This window comes from Trichodesmium erythraeum IMS101 (assembly GCF_000014265.1).
Classification (GTDB): Bacteria; Cyanobacteriota; Cyanobacteriia; order Cyanobacteriales; family Microcoleaceae; genus Trichodesmium; species Trichodesmium erythraeum.
In genome coordinates this window covers 3262862-3281824 of record NC_008312.1, presented here as the reverse complement: position 1 = coordinate 3281824, position 18963 = coordinate 3262862, and the positions used below count along the sequence as shown (strand labels likewise).

At 34.0% G+C, this 18963-nt stretch carries 10 protein-coding genes, 2 tRNA genes and 1 pseudogene; 6 read left to right on the top strand and 7 right to left on the bottom strand.

Annotated features, from left to right (window positions below; all coding sequences use genetic code 11):
* Positions 1-91: 91 nt before the first annotated feature.
* From TERY_RS09975 to TERY_RS09965, 3 genes are all read right to left on the bottom strand, one after another.
* Positions 92-1423 carry an MFS transporter gene (locus TERY_RS09975; protein WP_011611711.1) on the bottom strand — a complete coding sequence of 444 codons (1332 nt, stop codon included), beginning with the start codon at positions 1421-1423 and terminating at the stop codon, positions 92-94.
* 231 nt (positions 1424-1654) lie between these two features.
* Positions 1655-1727, bottom strand: a tRNA-Ile gene (locus TERY_RS09970).
* Between the two features lie 841 nt (positions 1728-2568).
* Positions 2569-2641: transfer RNA gene (locus TERY_RS09965), tRNA-Ile, on the bottom strand.
* A 171-nt stretch (positions 2642-2812) separates the two neighbouring features.
* Between TERY_RS09965 and TERY_RS09960 the strand changes: the two genes are divergently transcribed.
* A complete protein-coding gene (locus tag TERY_RS09960; protein WP_044136684.1) occupies positions 2813-3481 on the top strand; it encodes a hypothetical protein in 669 nt (222 codons plus the stop codon).
* A gap of 493 nt (positions 3482-3974) precedes the next feature.
* Positions 3975-5435 (top strand): CNNM domain-containing protein, encoded by a 1461-nt coding sequence (locus tag TERY_RS09955; protein WP_011611709.1) that lies wholly within the window; start codon positions 3975-3977, stop codon positions 5433-5435.
* Positions 5436-6746: 1311 nt separating this feature from the next.
* Here TERY_RS09955 and TERY_RS09950 read toward each other — a convergent pair.
* Positions 6747-8016 (bottom strand): annotated as a pseudogene (locus TERY_RS09950) (IS701 family transposase).
* A gap of 198 nt (positions 8017-8214) precedes the next feature.
* Complete coding sequence (queF, locus tag TERY_RS09945) at positions 8215-8640, bottom strand: preQ(1) synthase (protein WP_011611708.1); 426 nt, start codon at positions 8638-8640, stop codon at positions 8215-8217.
* 237 nt (positions 8641-8877) lie between these two features.
* On the opposite strand from queF, the gene TERY_RS09940 reads away from it, so the two are divergent.
* Entirely contained in the window at positions 8878-9465 is a 588-nt protein-coding gene (locus tag TERY_RS09940; RefSeq protein WP_011611707.1) for a hypothetical protein, read from the top strand.
* Positions 9466-10138: 673 nt separating this feature from the next.
* Here the strand turns inward: TERY_RS09940 and speD are convergent.
* Positions 10139-10555 (bottom strand): adenosylmethionine decarboxylase, encoded by a 417-nt coding sequence (gene speD, locus TERY_RS09935; protein WP_011611706.1) that lies wholly within the window; start codon positions 10553-10555, stop codon positions 10139-10141.
* Positions 10556-10977: 422 nt separating this feature from the next.
* Here speD and TERY_RS34950 point away from each other — a divergent pair, with 422 nt between their 5' ends.
* Both TERY_RS34950 and TERY_RS34945 read left to right on the top strand, forming a co-directional pair.
* Entirely contained in the window at positions 10978-11364 is a 387-nt protein-coding gene (locus TERY_RS34950) for a transposase family protein (RefSeq protein WP_011611705.1), read from the top strand.
* Positions 11352-11876: a transposase family protein gene (locus tag TERY_RS34945; RefSeq protein WP_011611704.1), complete on the top strand. Its 525-nt coding sequence runs from the start codon at positions 11352-11354 to the stop codon at positions 11874-11876. Before TERY_RS34950 ends, TERY_RS34945 begins: the two co-directional genes overlap by 13 nt.
* 1075 nt (positions 11877-12951) lie before the next feature.
* Here the strand turns inward: TERY_RS34945 and TERY_RS09920 are convergent.
* Complete coding sequence (locus TERY_RS09920) at positions 12952-14007, bottom strand: pentapeptide repeat-containing protein (protein ID WP_011611703.1); 1056 nt, start codon at positions 14005-14007, stop codon at positions 12952-12954.
* A gap of 2168 nt (positions 14008-16175) precedes the next feature.
* Here TERY_RS09920 and TERY_RS09915 point away from each other — a divergent pair.
* Complete coding sequence (locus tag TERY_RS09915; RefSeq protein WP_011611702.1) at positions 16176-18338, top strand: transglycosylase SLT domain-containing protein; 2163 nt, start codon at positions 16176-16178, stop codon at positions 18336-18338.
* Positions 18339-18963 lie beyond the last annotated feature (625 nt).

Below are 18963 nucleotides of genomic sequence, written 5' to 3'. Positions count from 1 at the left end.
ACTATCTAAAAATCTGCCTCCCATAAACTAGGTTCCTGACCAAGTCCTGAACCTTCAGAAAGCAAAATCATATTAGCTGATAATTCTCGAATTATTTTGAGCTAATCACAGAATCACGTTCTGCCAGTAAACGACGTAATTCTTTTTGTCGAGTGCTGTCTAGTGGAAAATTCCAGATAACGATCGCTGCCAAAATACTAATGGGAATAGGTACAAAAATAAATATATATTTAAGAGCCTCAATTGCTCCCGCAGTATTTTCCACCCCAGGGTCAAAACCTATCCAATCTAAAATACGATAAATTATCCCAACTCCCAAAGCAGAACCAACTTTAGTAGTCATGGTTAATAGTGAATAGTAAAGACCTGTACGTTGTGTCCCAGATTCCAAATTATCATGGTCCGTAACATCTGCCATAATTGAGCGCAATAAAAATGCTCCCGAACCAGATTCAATACCGAAAAGAATATTAACCAAAGCATACAACCATAAATTTCCTGGTTGAACAAGGAATAAACTAGCAAGAACTATACAACCATATATTTTAGCAACACCAAAAGTCCGATGCTTTTCCAACTTATAACTAAGACGCATCCAAACAGGAATTCCACAAAAACTAGCCGTAAAATACAGTAAAAGCATCAAATTAGACTGTTCACCTAATTCCATGACATAAGTCACAAAAAAAATGTAGATTGATCCAATAATTCCAGGAATTAGACCAATCATTAAATCTGCTAGTAGAACCTGTATTAGTAGTTTATTTTTCAACAGTATAGAAGCTGACTCAAAGAAACCAAGTTGGCAAGATGGTTCCACAGCTCTTTCTTTAACATTACTCACAGCGAACGCTACAGTAATAGGCAGCAGTATAATTGTAAACCAACCCATAGCCGCAACTTTCGTACTACTATCAACACCTCCAGTCTGTTCCAGAATAGTTGGGAGTATCAAAACCGCTAACATACCAAAGACTAAAGCAAACTCTCGCCAACCTTGAACTCGCGATCGCTCATAATAATCTGATGATAACTCTGCTCCCCAAGACATATGAGAGATACTCAGCAGAGTCCAACCGACATACAACAACAGCATCCAAAACAGAAGATAATTTCCTGTGATTTGTGCTCCTGGCATAAACACTTTATAAACACAAATCATTAAAATAGGGACAGATAATATAATCCAATGGCGCCGACGACCTAGTGGAGTTGTGACTCGATCGCTGAAAACACCAAGAACTGGATCAGTAAAAACGTCCCACAAACGGGCAATCATAAAAATTGTGCCTACTAGAGACAGGCCAAGTCCCATTTCTTCTGCATAAAATGGGGGAAGATAGACTAAAAGAGGAAGGCCAAGAGCAGAAAGGGGTATTCCTGGAGAGACAAAGGCTACAATAGTTTTTTTGCTGAGATTCATCTTGTTTGTTTATGCCCTTGGGTGCGAAATATGATATTATATTTCATGATAGGTAGATGAATTAAAAATTATACCTAGTTCTATATTTACTTAAGATTAAGGGATTTATGAAATTATTATCATAGAATCCCAACAAGTCATTTATGTCCTATCTTAGGTTTGGTGATTAAATATGAAAGCCCAGAAAATCGAAAATTAAAAAAAGCTTTGACACCTTAAATACCAAACAAATGCGCCCTGCTGGAATCGAACCAGCCTGAAAGCGAATTATGAGCTCGCTGCCTCCCCAATCGGCCAAAGGCGCTTATTTTTGATTATACATTAATAATCACTCTTTAGACAATATTATTCTTATTTATCACAAATATATAACAAACACTGAAAGGGTGGCACAAAAGACTAAAAGGCTCATTTCACTTTGACAATAGGTCTAGCTCTTTTACCTTTCTGATAATTCAGCCGATGTATCAGATAATTGGCCATTAGTCCCTCATCTTCACTCTGCCAAAATTTCTAACCCCATTCAACCAACCTCGAACTTCATTTCCTATATAACAATAGCTATGTTGTTGATATTTTTTTAGAGTTTCACTGTTGAGATTTACAGAATTTGCTACTCTTATTTGACGATTTATTTATATTTATAGTATTATATAGCTAATTCGTTCATAATCTTTTCAATGAGTCTAGTTTACAATACCTAGACTCATTTTTCTTAAACTTTTTTTGGTCAATCCTTACTCTTGATTGCTTTTTAGCCCTTTTGTCATCACATAAATATAGTATGTACTCAATAAAATTGGGTAGACAATGATTTATGGCGGCCAAGACCAGCTAAGGGATCAAGTGTATTGGCTCAATCACAAAAAAGAATAAAGCATAAAGAATAATGGGAGAGGAAATACAGTTGGTGGCGATCGCCTAACTATTAACTGAAAATAATTTTATTTTTGGCCAAACTTAGATTTTTTATATACATTCACTAAGGCCATAAATACTACTTACCAACCTCTAGAAAAAACTCATTTGGCTGAATTACCAGCCTACTCCTCTAATCACTACTCTTAAAAAATAGTTTTTGTTTTGAGCAAAACCTAATATGAAAAGTTTATAAAAAACATTTTTCACCTTTATTATTAAATAAATGCGCCCTGCTGGAATCGAACCAGCCTGAAAGCGAATTATGAGCTCGCTGCCTCCCCAATCGGCCAAAGGCGCTTATACCTTGTTATAAATTTACTAGTCCTACAAGGATAAATTTAATTAATACTATACAATTAATCTTCAATATAGTCAAGTAATTAAATATAGAAGATTATAGATTATTATATAGATAAATTATAGTATATCATAAAAAAAATCAAATCATACCTAAGACAGAAAAAAACTATGAATTCTAGTATTTTCCTAACTCTAGGTTTACTGGCTCTAATGTTTGGTGCTGGTTTGAGTAGTGCTTCTTGGGGATTTAAACTGGGCAGAGAGGCTTTAAAGGGAATTACTCAACCAGATACTCGTCCCACTAATAATTTAGCAGGTACTCAAGGTAATTCAAATCGTCGAGAAGAGCTAGTTTTATTAAAGGAGGAAAAAATTGTTCTCAATGTCAAAAATACTATAATAAATGGTGGAGTAGTAGAGAAAAAGACAACTGTTGGAGAATCCCATCAAAAACAAGGTAAGGTAGAATCTGGTCAAATAAACCAGCCTCAGCAAACTTTTCCAATTATCAGTAGTGATGCCGGAGTAGTGCTGGAAATTAATGATATTCGTAGGTGGGGTAATTCTATAGTCTTGGATGTTAATTTAAAAAACAAAGGAGACCGAGCTGTAAGATTCTTATACAGTTTCTTGAATATTAAAGATGAACAAGGAAGAGTGATAAGTGCTAGTACAGAAGATTTACCAGGAGAACTTCCACCCAATGCTAGAAGATATTATGGTATTATCACAATTCCTGTTGCTTTATTAGATAACGCTAAAGAAATTTCCCTAGAACTTACAGATTATCCCGATCAAAAGTTAGATTTAAAAATATCTAAAATTAAAATAGATTAATTAAATTTTTGATTTTTTCTTGCCCAAAATATTGCAATTTAAAGATACATATATTTGAGAATTGTGCCTGAGACTGTAAAAAAAATAGCGTTTTTTAGACATAAATAAATAAATAAACAATGTTTGGAGGTCTAAGGCATAATCAATGATAGTAAGGTTCAGGCTGTTGACTTAATCCCAGAATAAAGATATTCTTTTACAGAAGGTATACTATTAGAACATAAAGATCGTTGGTATGGTTCTAAATTAGTATTAGGAAATAAATATTTTCCATCTGCTAAGACAAGTTCAAGTTGTGGTCAAATAATGGATATAGTATTAAGTTTTTTAAGCTTTGATTGCAAGAAGTACGTTAGGTCTATCTATAAGGCCTTCATTAGAGATTTATAGAAGCATAAGTATGAAGAGCGAGAAATGCAGTTGGCTATAACGGTTATTCCTGTGAAAGTCCTGCTGCCCACAACTCCGATAGAAGCAGGAAGTAAACATTAAAATGTCACTAATGGTGACATTTTATATTAGTTTTATGACGGAGATACCAGATTTAGATATACTGTCACAATTTTTGTTAGTTTTTTTACTAATTACTATTAATGCATTTTTTGTATTGGCCGAATTTTCTATTGTTTCTGTGCGAAGGTCACGTATTAATCAATTAGTAGATGCAGGTGATGTTCAAGCAAAAATTGTTCAACAACTTCAAAGACACATAGAGCGACTTCTATCGACAACTCAGTTAGGTATTACTTTATCTAGTTTTACTTTGGGTTGGATAGGTGCAAAAACTATGGTAGAAATCGTTACAAATGCTATAAAAACCATACCATTACCTATTCATATTGGTCAAGGGAACGATGACTCCGTAGCTATTACTATTGTCACCTTTTTGATTTTGGCTTACCTACAAATTGTGCTCGGAGAGTTATGCCCAAAGTCAGTAGCACTCATTTATTCAGAACAGTTATCTAGATTATTAGGCCCTTTAAGTATAGCCATCTCTCGTTTGTTTAATCCGTTTATCTGGATTTTAAATCAATCTACTTATTGGTTATTAAGACTGCTGGGAATTAGATCTACTGGTAGTGCCTGGAAAGCACCTGTTACTTCAGAAGAATTGCAATTAATTATCTCTACTTCTACAGAATCAATAGGTTTAGAAGCAGAAGAACGACAACTACTTAGTAATGTATTTGAATTTGGGGAAGTATTAGCTGTAGAAATTATGGTCCCACGGACAAATATAGATACTATTTCTAGTACAGCTACTTTTCAAGATTTGTTAAATGAAGTTCAGCTATCTGGTCATTCCAGATATCCTGTAGTTGGTGAATCAATAGATGATATTCAGGGCATTATTGACTTTAAAGAACTAGCTAAACCTTTAGCGAAAGGATTATTATGCCCAAAAACTTCTATTTTATCTTGGGTTCGACCTGCAAGATTTGTTTCTGAACAAACTTATCTGAATGAGTTATTATCATTAATGCAACGAATGCGTCAAATTTCAAATAGTCCTCAGCACCCAGAAATGGTAATAGTGGTAGATGAGTTTGGTGGAACTGCTGGATTAATTACACGGGAAGATTTAATTGCTGAAATTATTAGTAGTGATAGTTATGAAGTAACAGGCTCTGAAGAACTTACCTTACAGATGTTAGATGATCAGACTTTTATTGTACAGGCACAATTAAGTGTTGAAGAAGTTAATGAACTTTTAAATTTAGATTTGCCAGTGACTGAGGACTATCAGACTTTGGGAGGGTTTTTGATTTATCAATTACAAAAAATTCCCACTCAAGGAGAAAAGTTACACTACAAAAATCTTGAATTTACTGTCATCTCTGCTGAAGGTCAACGTCTAGATAAAATCAATATTTGTCAATTAGAAGGGTCAGAAACTGAAACAACTATTAATCTAGTTTTAGAGGATGAGGCGGGCAAAAAGCAAAGCTAATTCATAATATCAGCTAATTGATAATTTCTCTTCTCAACGGAAGCTTGATAGTTAGGATTTTAATTAATATTGTTGATATTTCTAATGACTGTTGAAAAAATATTTGATTTAAGTTTAGTTTTATGACTACTAATTATATAACATTCTATATAATATTAGATCATATCTTACAAGGGCATAATTAACTTTTGTTATACTACTCTTAAGTAGGGTTTGCTGAAAAATCATGAAAGTAGTTGATTTTTTATTCAAAAAAATAATGGCTCTCAAATCAGAATCATCATTTATTCAAATAGAAGTTGAAATTATTAAAAATACCCAGACAAAAAAATTATAAAAAAAGAGAAAAAGTTTCATTTAAAAGGGTAGAAAGGTTGATTACTAAGAAAGTAATTGCGATTGCAGTTGTGGAAGTTTTAGAAAGTTTAGCTATTACTTTTTTTGATGACTAAATCCTCTTTTGCCGCCTGCCAAATTTACCTTCAATATGGTCGCCTAATCTTTCATCGCTCCTGAGCTTGTTTTTTCTGTTCTTTATCAATATTTTTGGGTGCTCTTCCCTAATAAACCACTGATTCTAATACCTTTGTTTTTAGATAATTTTTGGTTTTCTCATGTTAAATAAATTTAGTCTCTATAAACTCACTCTGGATAATAACCTGTGTAGTTTTTCCATTCTTCAACTTGAGCCTTTAAATCTTGAGATTCCTTATAGTTATCTCAACTTATTCTATGTAAAAATATATATCCATCTATACAACTTACAGATATTTGAGCTCCAAATCACTGTATTTTCTCCCTTTTTACTCTTACTATTGGACGCATATCAGGTTGATTTAAACTTACTATTGTTTCATCTATTCGTTGTTATTTGTTATCCCACATTAGTTGTTGTTGATGCTAAATTTCACAGAAACCCAAAAATGTTTTATATTGTCTACTACTCAAACTTTTATGACGGCTACCATTCTCAATTAACAGACTTTTGAGTATTTAAGTTTTTACTTACATATTTCAGTTTTTTTGATTACTTTCCTAATTGCATTAGAAGTTGGCTGTCTTTTTTGCCTACCTTTAAATATTCTTTTTTTTTGCTGTTTAACGGTGAGTAATGAGTTTTAGATGAAACTGGCTTTTAACAGCCTTTTAAGAGAATATCTTAGATGATTTCGGTTTTAATTCTGCCATTATTTAATAGATTTAAGTCGGTCAGATAGTTCATATCGGCAGGAGCTTAGGTAGCATCTATAATTAATTTACCTTAATTTTTACACTCCTTGATTTTTTCTAATAACGGGACTTTAGCAAATTTCAAGCCCAAACAAACCCTAAACTCTCTTTATGAGCGGTAAATACGTCGATGTTTTCATCTAACCACTCAACAAAACGATAAGATATTGCGGTACGAAATGCTTCTAAAGTATCAGTAAACGTATTTAATGGTTTGTTAGCCCAACGCCTTCTTATACCTCCTGTTAACTGATGCCAGATAATAAATGTATAAGCACAAAATACTAAAATAAAATGCCTTTTAAGGCTGATTTTATCTCTGACTTGATATTCTCTTAATCCTAACCATCCTTTGGCTTCCCTGTAGAAAACTTCCACCCAATTTCTTTGAGAATAAGTAGAATATATCCACTCAGGAGTTACATATTTGTCTTCTCTATTAGTGATATAATAGTTAATATCAGTGGCCTCAGAAAAACTTTTAGCATTCATAACGATAGCTATAGTTTTTTGACCTGACATCCTAGATATTTCTACTTCTAATGTAGCTACCCAAACTTCTCTAGCATTTTTTGTACTTAGTTGAACTAAGTTGAAAGCTTTCTGAGGTATACTTTCTGCCAGCTTGTCTAATCTAATTTCCTCTTTAATGTCATCTTGTTTTTTAATGATGACTTTTCGATTTTTAGCTAATCCTCCTATATAAGTTAAACTTCTTTTCTCTAGTTGATTTAAGAATGATGTATTGTTACCATAGCCAAATTTCAATTAACACAATTTCTGGTTGGTGTCCTCTGGACAAACATTGATCTACTAGAGACATTGCACTCGTCTGGTTTCTTGACAAATTCTGGGTCTTTTTTTCCTTTTGGAAAAGAATCAGCTTTCTGATACAAAGCTATGTCTAAAGGTAGACTTTTAACTCCATCATAAAGATGAGTTGTCACCACGACTACACCATTATCTGTTTTTCCTATTTCTCCTATATATTGCCGCCCTACTCCTGCAGTAAAATTACCACTTTTTCTGTGGCCTGAATCGTCTATAATTAAAGCAATAGGATCGAGAAGGTTTTGTTTGGCGACGTTCCCACATTACTTGAAGACGACGCTCATTCACAGCATCTACAGACCAATTTGCTCGAACTAGAAAATGCCGTAATTTGTGGTACGTGTGACCTACAGTGTTGTTGGCAATTTGAGACAAGTTTTTTCGATCGCTTTCTCAAGAGTAATCCTCCTATATATTCCCTAAACCCTGTTTTTTGGGCTTTTGTTTTAAAGACATTGTTAAAGCGATCGCACCATCGATGGAAACAAGAGGGCATGGCCACTGAAGTTGTTTCTTTCATCAAACTTTTCCCAGGCCAGTAATTAACGTAAAATACATATCAGGTATACATTATACCCTTTTTTTTACTATTTTTTCACTAAAGTCCCGGTATTTGCATTATAAGGTAGCCCGTGTCCAGTTTATCGGATAAATTGTTGTTAATAATATAAACTTTGTTTCTTAGTTATCCTGGGAAAATCCTGGTAATATTACTTCTCTAGCTTGCTTTATAATGTTCAACTTCAATAGTTGTATGAACATTTCCCCGAGGCAAAAAATCACCTTTAATTTTGACTTCTAAAGGATCGCAAGCTGCGACAAAGTCATCTAAGATTTGATTAACTGATTCTTCATGGGAAATATAGCGTTCTCGATAACTGTTGATATATAACTTTATAGCTTTTAACTCAACTACTCGTTCATTGGGAATATATTTAATATGAATTGTAGCAAAATCTGGATAACCAGAAAAAGGACACTTACAAGTAAATTCTGGTAAACTAATATTTATTTCATAACGTCGTCCTATACGGGGATTTGGAAAAGTAATTAACTCTCCCTCCAATATATTCCGCTCTCCATATTTAAGTTCTTGCATATTTGACTCTTGAAATAGTTCATTGTTAGTTTCATCGTAATTCATAGATATTAATTAAACAAGATTCAATTCTTTGGAAATGCAATTTATCTGAGTAAATTCTTTTGATTATGACTTGACAAATTTATGTGTTATGGTATAATTATATGTATATAATACTATATATTTAGGACATAAACATTAGTAAATTTAGTAAATGCTGTTGGTCAAATATTTCTGCACTAATAAATTAGTCAGGGATTACTTTGAACTTTTGACTTGTTAGTATTACTTAGTAAAACAATGGCAAATCTTAGCACATCTAGTCAAACTAAACCCGTATCAGAAAATAACTACTCTCCATCTGTACCTATTTCTTTATATAGAGAAACTACTGCTGAATTACAAGCAACTCAAATCAAGCTAGAGTCCCTTAAAGTTCATAATGAACAGTTAATTCAACAAAATCAAAAACTTAGAAAAGAAATTGAAAAAGTTATTAATTCTGCAATACATTTACAAGAAACATTAAATACTGCCCAATCAGTCATCCAGGTAACCCAACCGCAAATACCTTCTATACCGAACTCTCCGAGGATTAATACTACGGGCTCTAATTACTTAAGTTCTGATTTTGAGCTGAACTCTCCTGAAATATTATCCCATTCTTCTCCCTCTCTACCATTTACCGAACCTAGAGCAAAAAAGCCAAACTTTCCAGAACATTTATTTACAGAAGAACCAGACAAAAGTTACTACAGTAGATTTACCAATAGTACACAAGTATCTAATTTGAATGGAATATCCTTAGTAATTGCTGTTTGTTTAATTGTAATTGCTGCATTTGGTGCTGGTTATTGGGTAGTGCGACCAAAATTAAATCAGCGATAGAAGTCTGTTCAACTTTGTTTTGTAAAAAAAATTGGTTTAAAGCCTGCCCCGCTTATTAAGTAACTTTTTAGTTTTTTTTTAATAAATATGTTATTTCACTTATTAATTAATTAGTGGCGGATAAGCAGTCACCAGACAAAAAACGGGTGTTTCAGAAAAGGGTTTGACTAGGGTGAAGTTCGGCCTTGCGACGATAAATTACAACAGCCGGTGTATTACAGAGGGCGTGCTAAGTGAAAAACCTCAACCAGCCCTTGAGCTTCGGCTAGGTAGAATTTACCTTACGCCTAACAGTCGAGAAGGATATCAAAAATATAAAGTGTAAAGCAAATCAACTAAGTTAAAATATACTCACAATCCCACGACCGAAGCCGCGAGACTATTAACTAAAACCAACCATTTTCTACTAATCTGTCATATATCTCAATTTTTAATTCCCTCTTGCCTGTTGCCTGTCGTCTGTTGCTTTTGACAGAAATTGAATTTATGATTTAAATACTCAAGAGCTTATAAACCTTCTTATACCTAAAAACTAAAGGTTAGATTCACAACTTATACTCCTGTTCAATATGACTATACTCCTGAGAATCTAATCTAATCTGTTCGGCAAAACTTATTCAAACTCATCCAAGAGGATTATTGACAAATTAACTTTAAGTTGGTTGTTTTTACACTAACTAAAGTTGATTTTTGCCAGAGTTTTGGCATTATGATGTGTTGTAACAGTATCTTGAACTGCCATCTCTTGCTCAAAACCGCGCTTAATCTCTGTCAATTTCATTTGTTTAGCTTGAAGAGCCGTTTGTAGAATCTCTATAGCTTTATGCGGACTCCCATGACCACAAAAGAATAAGTCTGCAGCAAAGTAACCTAACTCAGGCCATGTGTGGATGGCAATATGAGATTCTGCTAGTGTTGCTGTTGCTGTTACTCCATGAGGACTAAACTGATGAACACATAAATCTATAAGAGTTGCTCCTCCTGCTGAAATTGCTTTCATTAAAGACTGACGTATAAATTCAGTGTCGTTGAGCAGTTCTGTGGGAGAATGCCAGGCATCAACTACTAGATGAGTTCCCAATTGTTTCATTCTGCGCTGTTATACCTCTACCTGATAAGATATATTTATTATAATCACAAAATTTTCAATTTGTGAAGTATAAGTAATTAGGGCTAGCTGATTAACTCTTAAAGAATTTAAATCTAAAGGCCTTAGCCTTTGTGGGCAGGGTTTAACGCCTTCACCAGCTTTTCACTTCTTCAAGCTCACATAAAGATATATGTTTTGGGCTGATTATGACAGAGGGCGTTAAAGAAGAAATTTATCCGACTAGCTCCTCTATAATTCTCATTTTGAGGTCGGGACATTACATAGAAAGTTCCTAATTACTCCCTAAGCTATTTAGCATTCAATTCAAGTGATATATCCAATTTTTATCAAAGGCAATAGACATCTCCAAAATAAAAAATAAGGTAAAATTATCAAAACCATTTATTTATAAAGTCTCCCAAATGAATCCAACTTTAGAATATATTTATAACCATCCAAAAGAAACAAAAAGAATTATTGGCATTACTTATGAACAGCTAATAAAATTAATAGCAAAGGCCCAAATAATAGAATCAGAGAAAAAGAAGGCGATCGCTAAAACAGAAAAAAGATTAATTAAAGCAGGTGGAGTCAGAAAAAAGAATTTAACAAAGGAGGAAGAAATAATTTTAACGTTATTTTATTTACATCAAATACCGACTTTTCAAACATTAGGAATTAACTTTGGTATAAGTGAATCAAGTGCTAATAATATTTTTCATTACTGGATAGATATTCTCAGAGAATTACTGCCAGCAAGTTTATTAGAACAAGTAAAAAAAAAAAAGAAAATGAATTGGAATGGGTAAAGGAGATATTAACAGAATTAGAATTAATTGTAGATAGTACAGAACAAAGTAGAGAAAGACCAAGTGAATATAAAGACCAAGAAAAATATTACTCAGGAAAAAATAAAAATCATACTTTTAAAAATCAAATAATAACGACACCAAAAGGAACAGAAATAGTAGATGTAATAGTAGGAGAAAAAGGTCCAGTAAGTGATGTAAAAATATTAAGAAAACAACAGGATAAATTTGATAAAAAACAAAAATTTCAAGGAGATAAAGCTTATGAAGGAGTAGAAAGAACTACTACACCAAAAAAGAAACCAAGAAAAAAAGAAATGCCGCTAGAAATCAAAGAAGAAAATCAAGAAAAAGCCAGAAAGAGAATATTTGTAGAACATGTAATAAGATTAATTAAAATATTTGGAATTGCTAGAGAAAGATTCAGATTAAAAGATAATAATTATCAAAAAGTAATCTTAACAATATGTGGTTTAGTGCGACTAAGAATTCGATCTTTTATATTAGCATAAACCATCAAAAGCTGAGATAAAAAGAATAAATTAAAGTACAATAAATATTTGAATTAGTAACACAAAGTATCTCTGATGCCCATAAAACTGTACAAATTAACTATCTTCATAAGTAGCGATCGCACCACTAAAGATAGTTAGGATAAGCGTTTGAGTATTTTTGGAGATGTCTAATAGGCAACAGATAACAGGAAATATAAAATTTCAATAGTTTTTAGCTGACTGCACAAAAATACTTTTGATCTAGTGAATAGGGGATTTTACCTCCTTACCTCTCCTTTCTTCTGCACCATACATGAGAGTTTCGCCCCTCATTGCTCCTGATAATGGATATACCTTTAAGGCTTGCCATTCATACTAATAGTTAGGTTTTAGCTGTTGTAAGTAGTTTCAATTAAGGCTAATGCCTCTAGTACCTTCCCATATTTGCATATTTCAGCTCTGAGGTTGGGCTTTTGCTTGTTGGGACATCCTTAATTCTTAAGCCTTCTAGTGTAACCTTGCCATACCTCCAAAGACAGAAGGACTAAAGAGGTGGCTTCGTTCCCAAAATCCTTTTCGCTTCTTAGGCTAGGACTCCTAAAATGGGTGGGGGTTTTACCAAGAGTGTTGTGAGGAATGCTGAAATACTCAGGAGCAAGCAAACCAAAAAGGCATGGTTTGTTAGGAAGCTTGAGAAAATTACCCTGAACTAGGGTGACGACAATTTTCATAGGATTGATATTCACTGGATTTGGGGTGAGAAATCTTGCAGTTTTGGCTACAGTGCTTTAGCCTTTGCTGATATTAAGGCCATGCACCGAGATTAATCAGCCCTCCTTAAAATTACCTGACCTCGGGAGTCATTATTCCTTAAGCAAGAAAGGAATGGAGAGGAGTTTAAGCTATCAGGAATTGCTAGTTATTATCTTATGTCACCTCTGGTGATTATTATAGATGTGGGCTAGAAGTGTTTATTAGCTTTTTTAGCCCAACAAGTCGCACTTAGCAAACTCTAATTAATTAGAACTACTTTATTTGAAATCTAGCTTTTGAAGCTCACTGACCGTATTTAGCCCTGAAAAGGACTCTAACTCTATTCATGAATTGAACCATTAGGCATAATTGTTTTTTCTAGGCAAACATCCTGAAGACTAGAAAGATTTAAACTAGACCCAATTAAGTTAGCATTACATAAACAGGCTTCTTTTAAGTTGGCGCCTTTGAGAGATACTAACAATAAACCAGCGCCATAAAGATTAGCCTTTTGTAAGTTAGTATCGCGCAAGTCAGCTTTCAATAAATTTGCCCCTGAGAGATTAACAGCTTTTAAATTAGCACCTCGTAAGCTAGCTTTGCTCAAGTCAGCAGCTTGCAGGTCTGCCTGTTGGAGAATAACACCATTAAGATTAGTATTGCTGAGATTTGCTCCCTGTAGATTCGCTCCCATCAAATTTGACCCACTTAAATTAGCATAACTGAGATTTGCACCTTGCAACTCTGCTCCAGTTAAATCAGAAGCACAAAGGTTGGCCTGTACTAAAGTGGCTTCTGTTAAATCTGCCTTGATTAGTTTTGCACCATTGAGATTACCCCGTTGTAGATAGGCTCGAATTAGACTTGCCTGATTTAGCAAAGTGCCACTTAGGTCCACTTCAGTCATAATTGCCCGATTCAAGTTAGCCTGTGTTAAGTCAGCACCACTAAGAATAGCACGAGAAAGAGTAGCTCTTGTGAGGTTAGCTTTGGTTAATATTGAGCAATTTAGTAAAGAAGTTCCAACCATGCTAGTACCAATGAGAATAGCTCTTGTTAAATTAGCTTCTGAGAAAATTGCCCCACTCAAAATTCCTCCACTTATATCGGTTGCAATAAGTGTGGTTTTAGTAAAGTTAGCAGCACTCAAATTAGCTTCTATAAATTTGGCTTCGGACAGATTAGCATAACTAAAATCTGCACCATTTAAATTAGATCCAATTAGTTTTGTTTTACCTAAGTATGAATCTTTAAAATTAGCATTACTTAGATTGCTACAATTGAGGTTGACTGCACTTAAATTAACGGCAATTAGGTTTGCACCCTGAAAATTTCTTTCTCCTTGGGAATGTCTAAATAACAGTTCATTTGCACTTAAAAGCTGGCTAGCATTCATAAAATAAATCTGTGATTTGGTATGAATTTATGTTAATATATTTGATTTCTTAGGTACTGCAAAAAATTCAGTTCTAAGGGTTCCATGTTGACTTAAACTTTCAAAATAAATTATGTTTTGTTAATGCTATACAAGGCTGATCACTACAGCCTCTATTTGGGAGTGCCTAGTGTGCAGAGGTTTATAATTATAAGTCTTGGATTAGAGATATTTTTACCCAAATGACTAATTACCACTTATTGTATTTACTGGTTATTAGGATTATACTGATAATTTTTTTGTACTATAGAGATCGACCTTTTGCTACAGGTCTGTTTAACTAGTGTCACCCTCCTTATAGTTAACGGGAGAACTAGATTGCAAGTTTTTATTGAGCTGCACAATCATAAAACTACCAGGCTCGTTTGAAGCTGAGCCTTGAGTATCTGATGCTTTTGTACTACATTTATTCTTTATACCTACTTTATCCATCAGTGTCTAATTTTTGTTGAAATTAGCTGCCCAATTTACAAAAATTATAGCTGAAAACTGATGATTAGACAAATTTTTGTTAGTTGACTCGACTCTAAATTTTTACTTTAGAGGGTTAAAAGTTAGTTTTGTGCAGTTTATACCAAATCTGGGAAAAAAAAGATGTATATTGAATATTTAGAATAATTGGTTAACTTTTTGATTTCTCTTGTCATTGTTGAACTTAGTACCGCACATTTGTTTGAATAAAAATCTCTTTTATTTCCTCTATACTTTTAATATCAGAAGTTTATCTAATCATACTCATCATTCAATAGCTAGTGTAATTTAGGGAAATATGTAGGTAATTAGACAGTGGGAAATTCTGGGAATAACTATTGCGAGCTTTGGCTTATAGATACCTCAAGGTTAGAAACTTTCCCAAAATACCTATAAATGCTGTAAGCAATTTTTTATAATACTTTCAGCCTTTAAAGCAAATAGTTTTTTAGGAGAACTTTGTACTCTCAAGTGGGTAAATGTTGTCTAATTATCCCTAATGGGGTTTTAACTTTCTCACTTCTGTGCTATTAGAATCTATCTTCTACTAAGATAATTTTTTTGTTTCTAGTCATCCCACTTTTAATGCAAAAGTTTCGTATACTCAATTTAATCACTTGGTATTAACTTCTGCTATTAAATACTGTAGAGCTTTTCGAGTTTAAGGTTCGACAAACCCATATTTTTAAGTTTTTTAAAATCTTGCAACTTTTTTGGATGAGGGTTGAGAGGACTTGGGGTAATGACTCAGAGTTTGGGAGTAAATTTTTTGATTTTTGAATTATTACAACTCTTTGATCGGATTACTTTTTGTAAAACTTAAAAAAATTAAGTAATTGACACGAAGGAAATAAACTTTTACACAAGGTTGAGGCTCTCTAATTATATATTCTTTGAAATTATTGTTGCAGGTACGTTGCATGTAATGTCCTGACCTTTTCATGATCGGGGTTAGGGGTGAGTCCCTGTCTCAAAGTGCCAAGTTGAAAAGTTTTTGATAAATAGTAAGTATTATTATGTATGGGGATTTGGTATTGTAGGATTTTTCTTTGCCTCTAGAAATAAATTAAAAAATAGTCCACAGTGTGATAATGAACTAAGTGTGGAAATTTTAAGCTCTTTATAGGGTTTTTTTTGGAGTTGATGCTTAATAATGTTCAAATTTATTAGAGTTGTTTGGTATGGAAAAATTTAAAATTCTCACTCATTTACTATATAAGCTTTTCAGTATTTAGTACTCAAAAGCACGCTTAAAACTGGACTCATAAGGGTTTTAGGCATTTTTGGGGCTTAATTCCCAACAACTCTATTATTTATTAATTATTTTCAGGCCAACTTTAGCTAAAAATCTTCTTTCCTCCACACTTATTGTGCACCAGAGTTATAGTTTGCTTTAAGCATTAGCTGAACCAGCATCTCTAGACAACTAATTCTTGGCAGAACGAGTTCTGAATATTTAAGATTGCTATTGTAGTGTTGCTAGTAGTATACCTAAGTGAGAGGAAATTCGCTATAATTAACTTCTGGATAAAAAAATTATAGATGAATGGAAAAATGTACTTTTTCTAGGAGTGTAATCTTCAATTCATACTTTAAATTGTCCCTAGGGGAGAAAATTAACACTTGAAAAAAATTGAAAATTAACTGATGGCAAGTAAATGTTAAAGCAAAACATAACAAAAGTTTCTATAGTAATAGTCGCTTCTGTTAGCGCTCTGTTATCGGGGGTTTTTCTGGTACAATTTACTAGCAATAACGAAAACTCCCAAAAGACTACCCAAAAAGAAAAACTTAATCAAGAGTTAAATGTAGTAAGTTTTGTGTCACTGCAACCAGAGGAACGTCGTCGTAGGTTGGAAACTGCGATCAAAACTGGAAAATCTCTCAACACTAGTCGTGCTCGTTATGTTCTAGCTAATGATTTAATTCAACAGGGAGAGGCTGAGTTGGCGATCGCTCAACTGAAAGATTTAGAAAAAGAATATATAACTCTAGCACAATATATTCTAGTTAAACGAGCGCAAGCTTACGAACAAATAGGGGATACAGACAAAGCAAAAAGAGTTTGGCAAGAAGTTTTAAGATACGATCCACAAGAAGCTGTGGTGGTAGAAGCTTTGTATATACTAGGAAAAGAAAACCCGGAATACTGGGATGAGGCGATCGCTAAATTTCCTGGTTATCCAGCTACAGTTAAAATTGCTCAGGAAAAATTAAAGCAAAATCCTAATCAACCTCGGTTATTATTGCTTATTGCTAAGTATGGTTTTCATGTGCCTGAATATAGCACGGTATTAGAACAACTTAGAACAAAATATGCTTCTGAGTTGACTCCCGAAGATTGGGAAATGGTTGCTTTTGGGTATTGGGAAAAACAAGATTATGGTAAAGGTGCCTTAGCATATCAGAAAGCAACCAAGACTCCCCAAAATTTATATCGTTATGCCAGGGGCTTATGGTTAGGAGGAAAAATCAAAGAATCTCGCGAAGCTTATAAAACTTTAATTAATACATTTCCTAATGGCGGAGAAGATACAGCTTTGGGTTTAATTCGTTTGTCGAGGTTAGTTGATCGAAAAGATGCTATACCTTATCTTGACAGGGTAATTGTTAACTTCCCCAGTTTAGCACCCGAAGCATTGTTAGATAAGTCTAAGTTGCTTGATAAACTTGACTCTACTAAGTCAGCTTCTCTGTTACGTCAACAATTGTTGAGAGAATATAGTAATTCTGATGCTGCGGCTATACTACGCTGGAAGTTAGCTGAACAAGCTGCCGCAGGTGGTAATTTACAAGTGGCTTGGAAGTGGGCGCAAGAGTTGACTGTGAATAATCCTGATCATAAGTTGGCAGCGCAAGCAGGTTTCTGGGTAGGTAAGTGGGCACAACAACTTGGGCGGACAGAGGATGCCACAAAAGCTTTTGAGTATATGATTTTACGATATCCTCACTCTTATTATGCTTGGCGATCGGCAGTGATGCTAGGTTGGCCTGTAGGGGATTTTACGACAGTTAGGAATTTATCTCCAGAGGTTGTACAAAGGAAAGACCGTGAACCACTGCCTTTTGGTTCTGAAACATTGCGGGAACTATATCAGATTGGACAAGACTGGGATGCTTGGAAACAGTGGCAAGTAGAATTTAAAGACCGCATGAATCCAACTGTCGCTCAACAGTATACTGATGGCGTATTGAGGGTTGGTGTGGGGGATAATTTGGATGGTATTTGGATGCTAACTAGCTTGAGTAAATGGGAATCTCCAGAGGAGATAGCTGAGTATAAAGCTTTAAAAGAAAAGTCTACTTATTGGCAAACTTTGTATCCTTTTCCTTATTTGGAAACTATTGTTAAATGGTCTAATAAACGAAAACTAAATACTGTTTTGGTGACTGCTTTAATTCGTCAAGAATCTCGTTTTATGCCAAACATCAAATCAGTTGTGGGAGCAACAGGACTAATGCAGATAATGCCACAAACTGGTAAAGAGGCTGCTAAGAAAATTAATCTTGTTAGTTATGATTTAGAGAATATTAATGATAATGTTAATTTAGGTACTTATTACTTGGATTTTACTCATAAAAAGTATAAGAATAATTCAATGTTGGCAATTGCTAGTTATAATGCCGGTCCGAATGCTATAAATAGTTGGTTAAAACGTTTTGGGTTTGATGATGCTGATGCTTTTGTGGAGAAAATTCCTTATCCAGAAACAAGGGGTTATGTGGAGTCTGTCTTTGAAAATTATTGGAATTATTTGCAGATTTATAACCCTGAAGTTTCTCAGTTAATGGAAAAACATTATGCTAAATATAATCAATAAAACTAATTAATCTTCCTTATAGTGTGCCTTCGGTCAGTTTTTGCTTATCCATAACCCCAGACTTTAACCACTGTTTAATCAATAGCCTATATAGTGTATCCCCTATTTTCTTCAATAACGCTTCATGGCTAATCTGCTCAAAACATTTTGCTATGTCAGTATCCAGAACATACAGCGCTTGACCTTGTTATGAGTTATGCTAATGCGGGCAATATGCCCGCACTACATAATTGTTACTATTTAGCCTATACCTTATATATCCGAAATATGCTATACTTAAATATTGTGGATATGCCCTAAAAGATAGTTTGGATAGCATCATGTATTGAGCTCCGGAAAAGACCATAGCTATTCAGTTCAAAAGTGCTTCCCTCAACAAGTTGAAATCCTTTTTACTAAGATTTATAACGCTCTATCCTCCATAGCTGGTATGCCTAGTGCTGGTTTTTCATCCTTACCTGGTTGAAATATCCAAACTCTGCGGTTTTTTTTCAGTCTGTGGTGAAACCTTTTCAATCTATTAACTAGGTTGAGCTACTGCATAGAAGTTAGGTCTTTAATTCCATCTACTCCCACAGTTGTCTTACCCTGGTTGTTCACGTGCGTCACAGCCAGCAAGCAATCT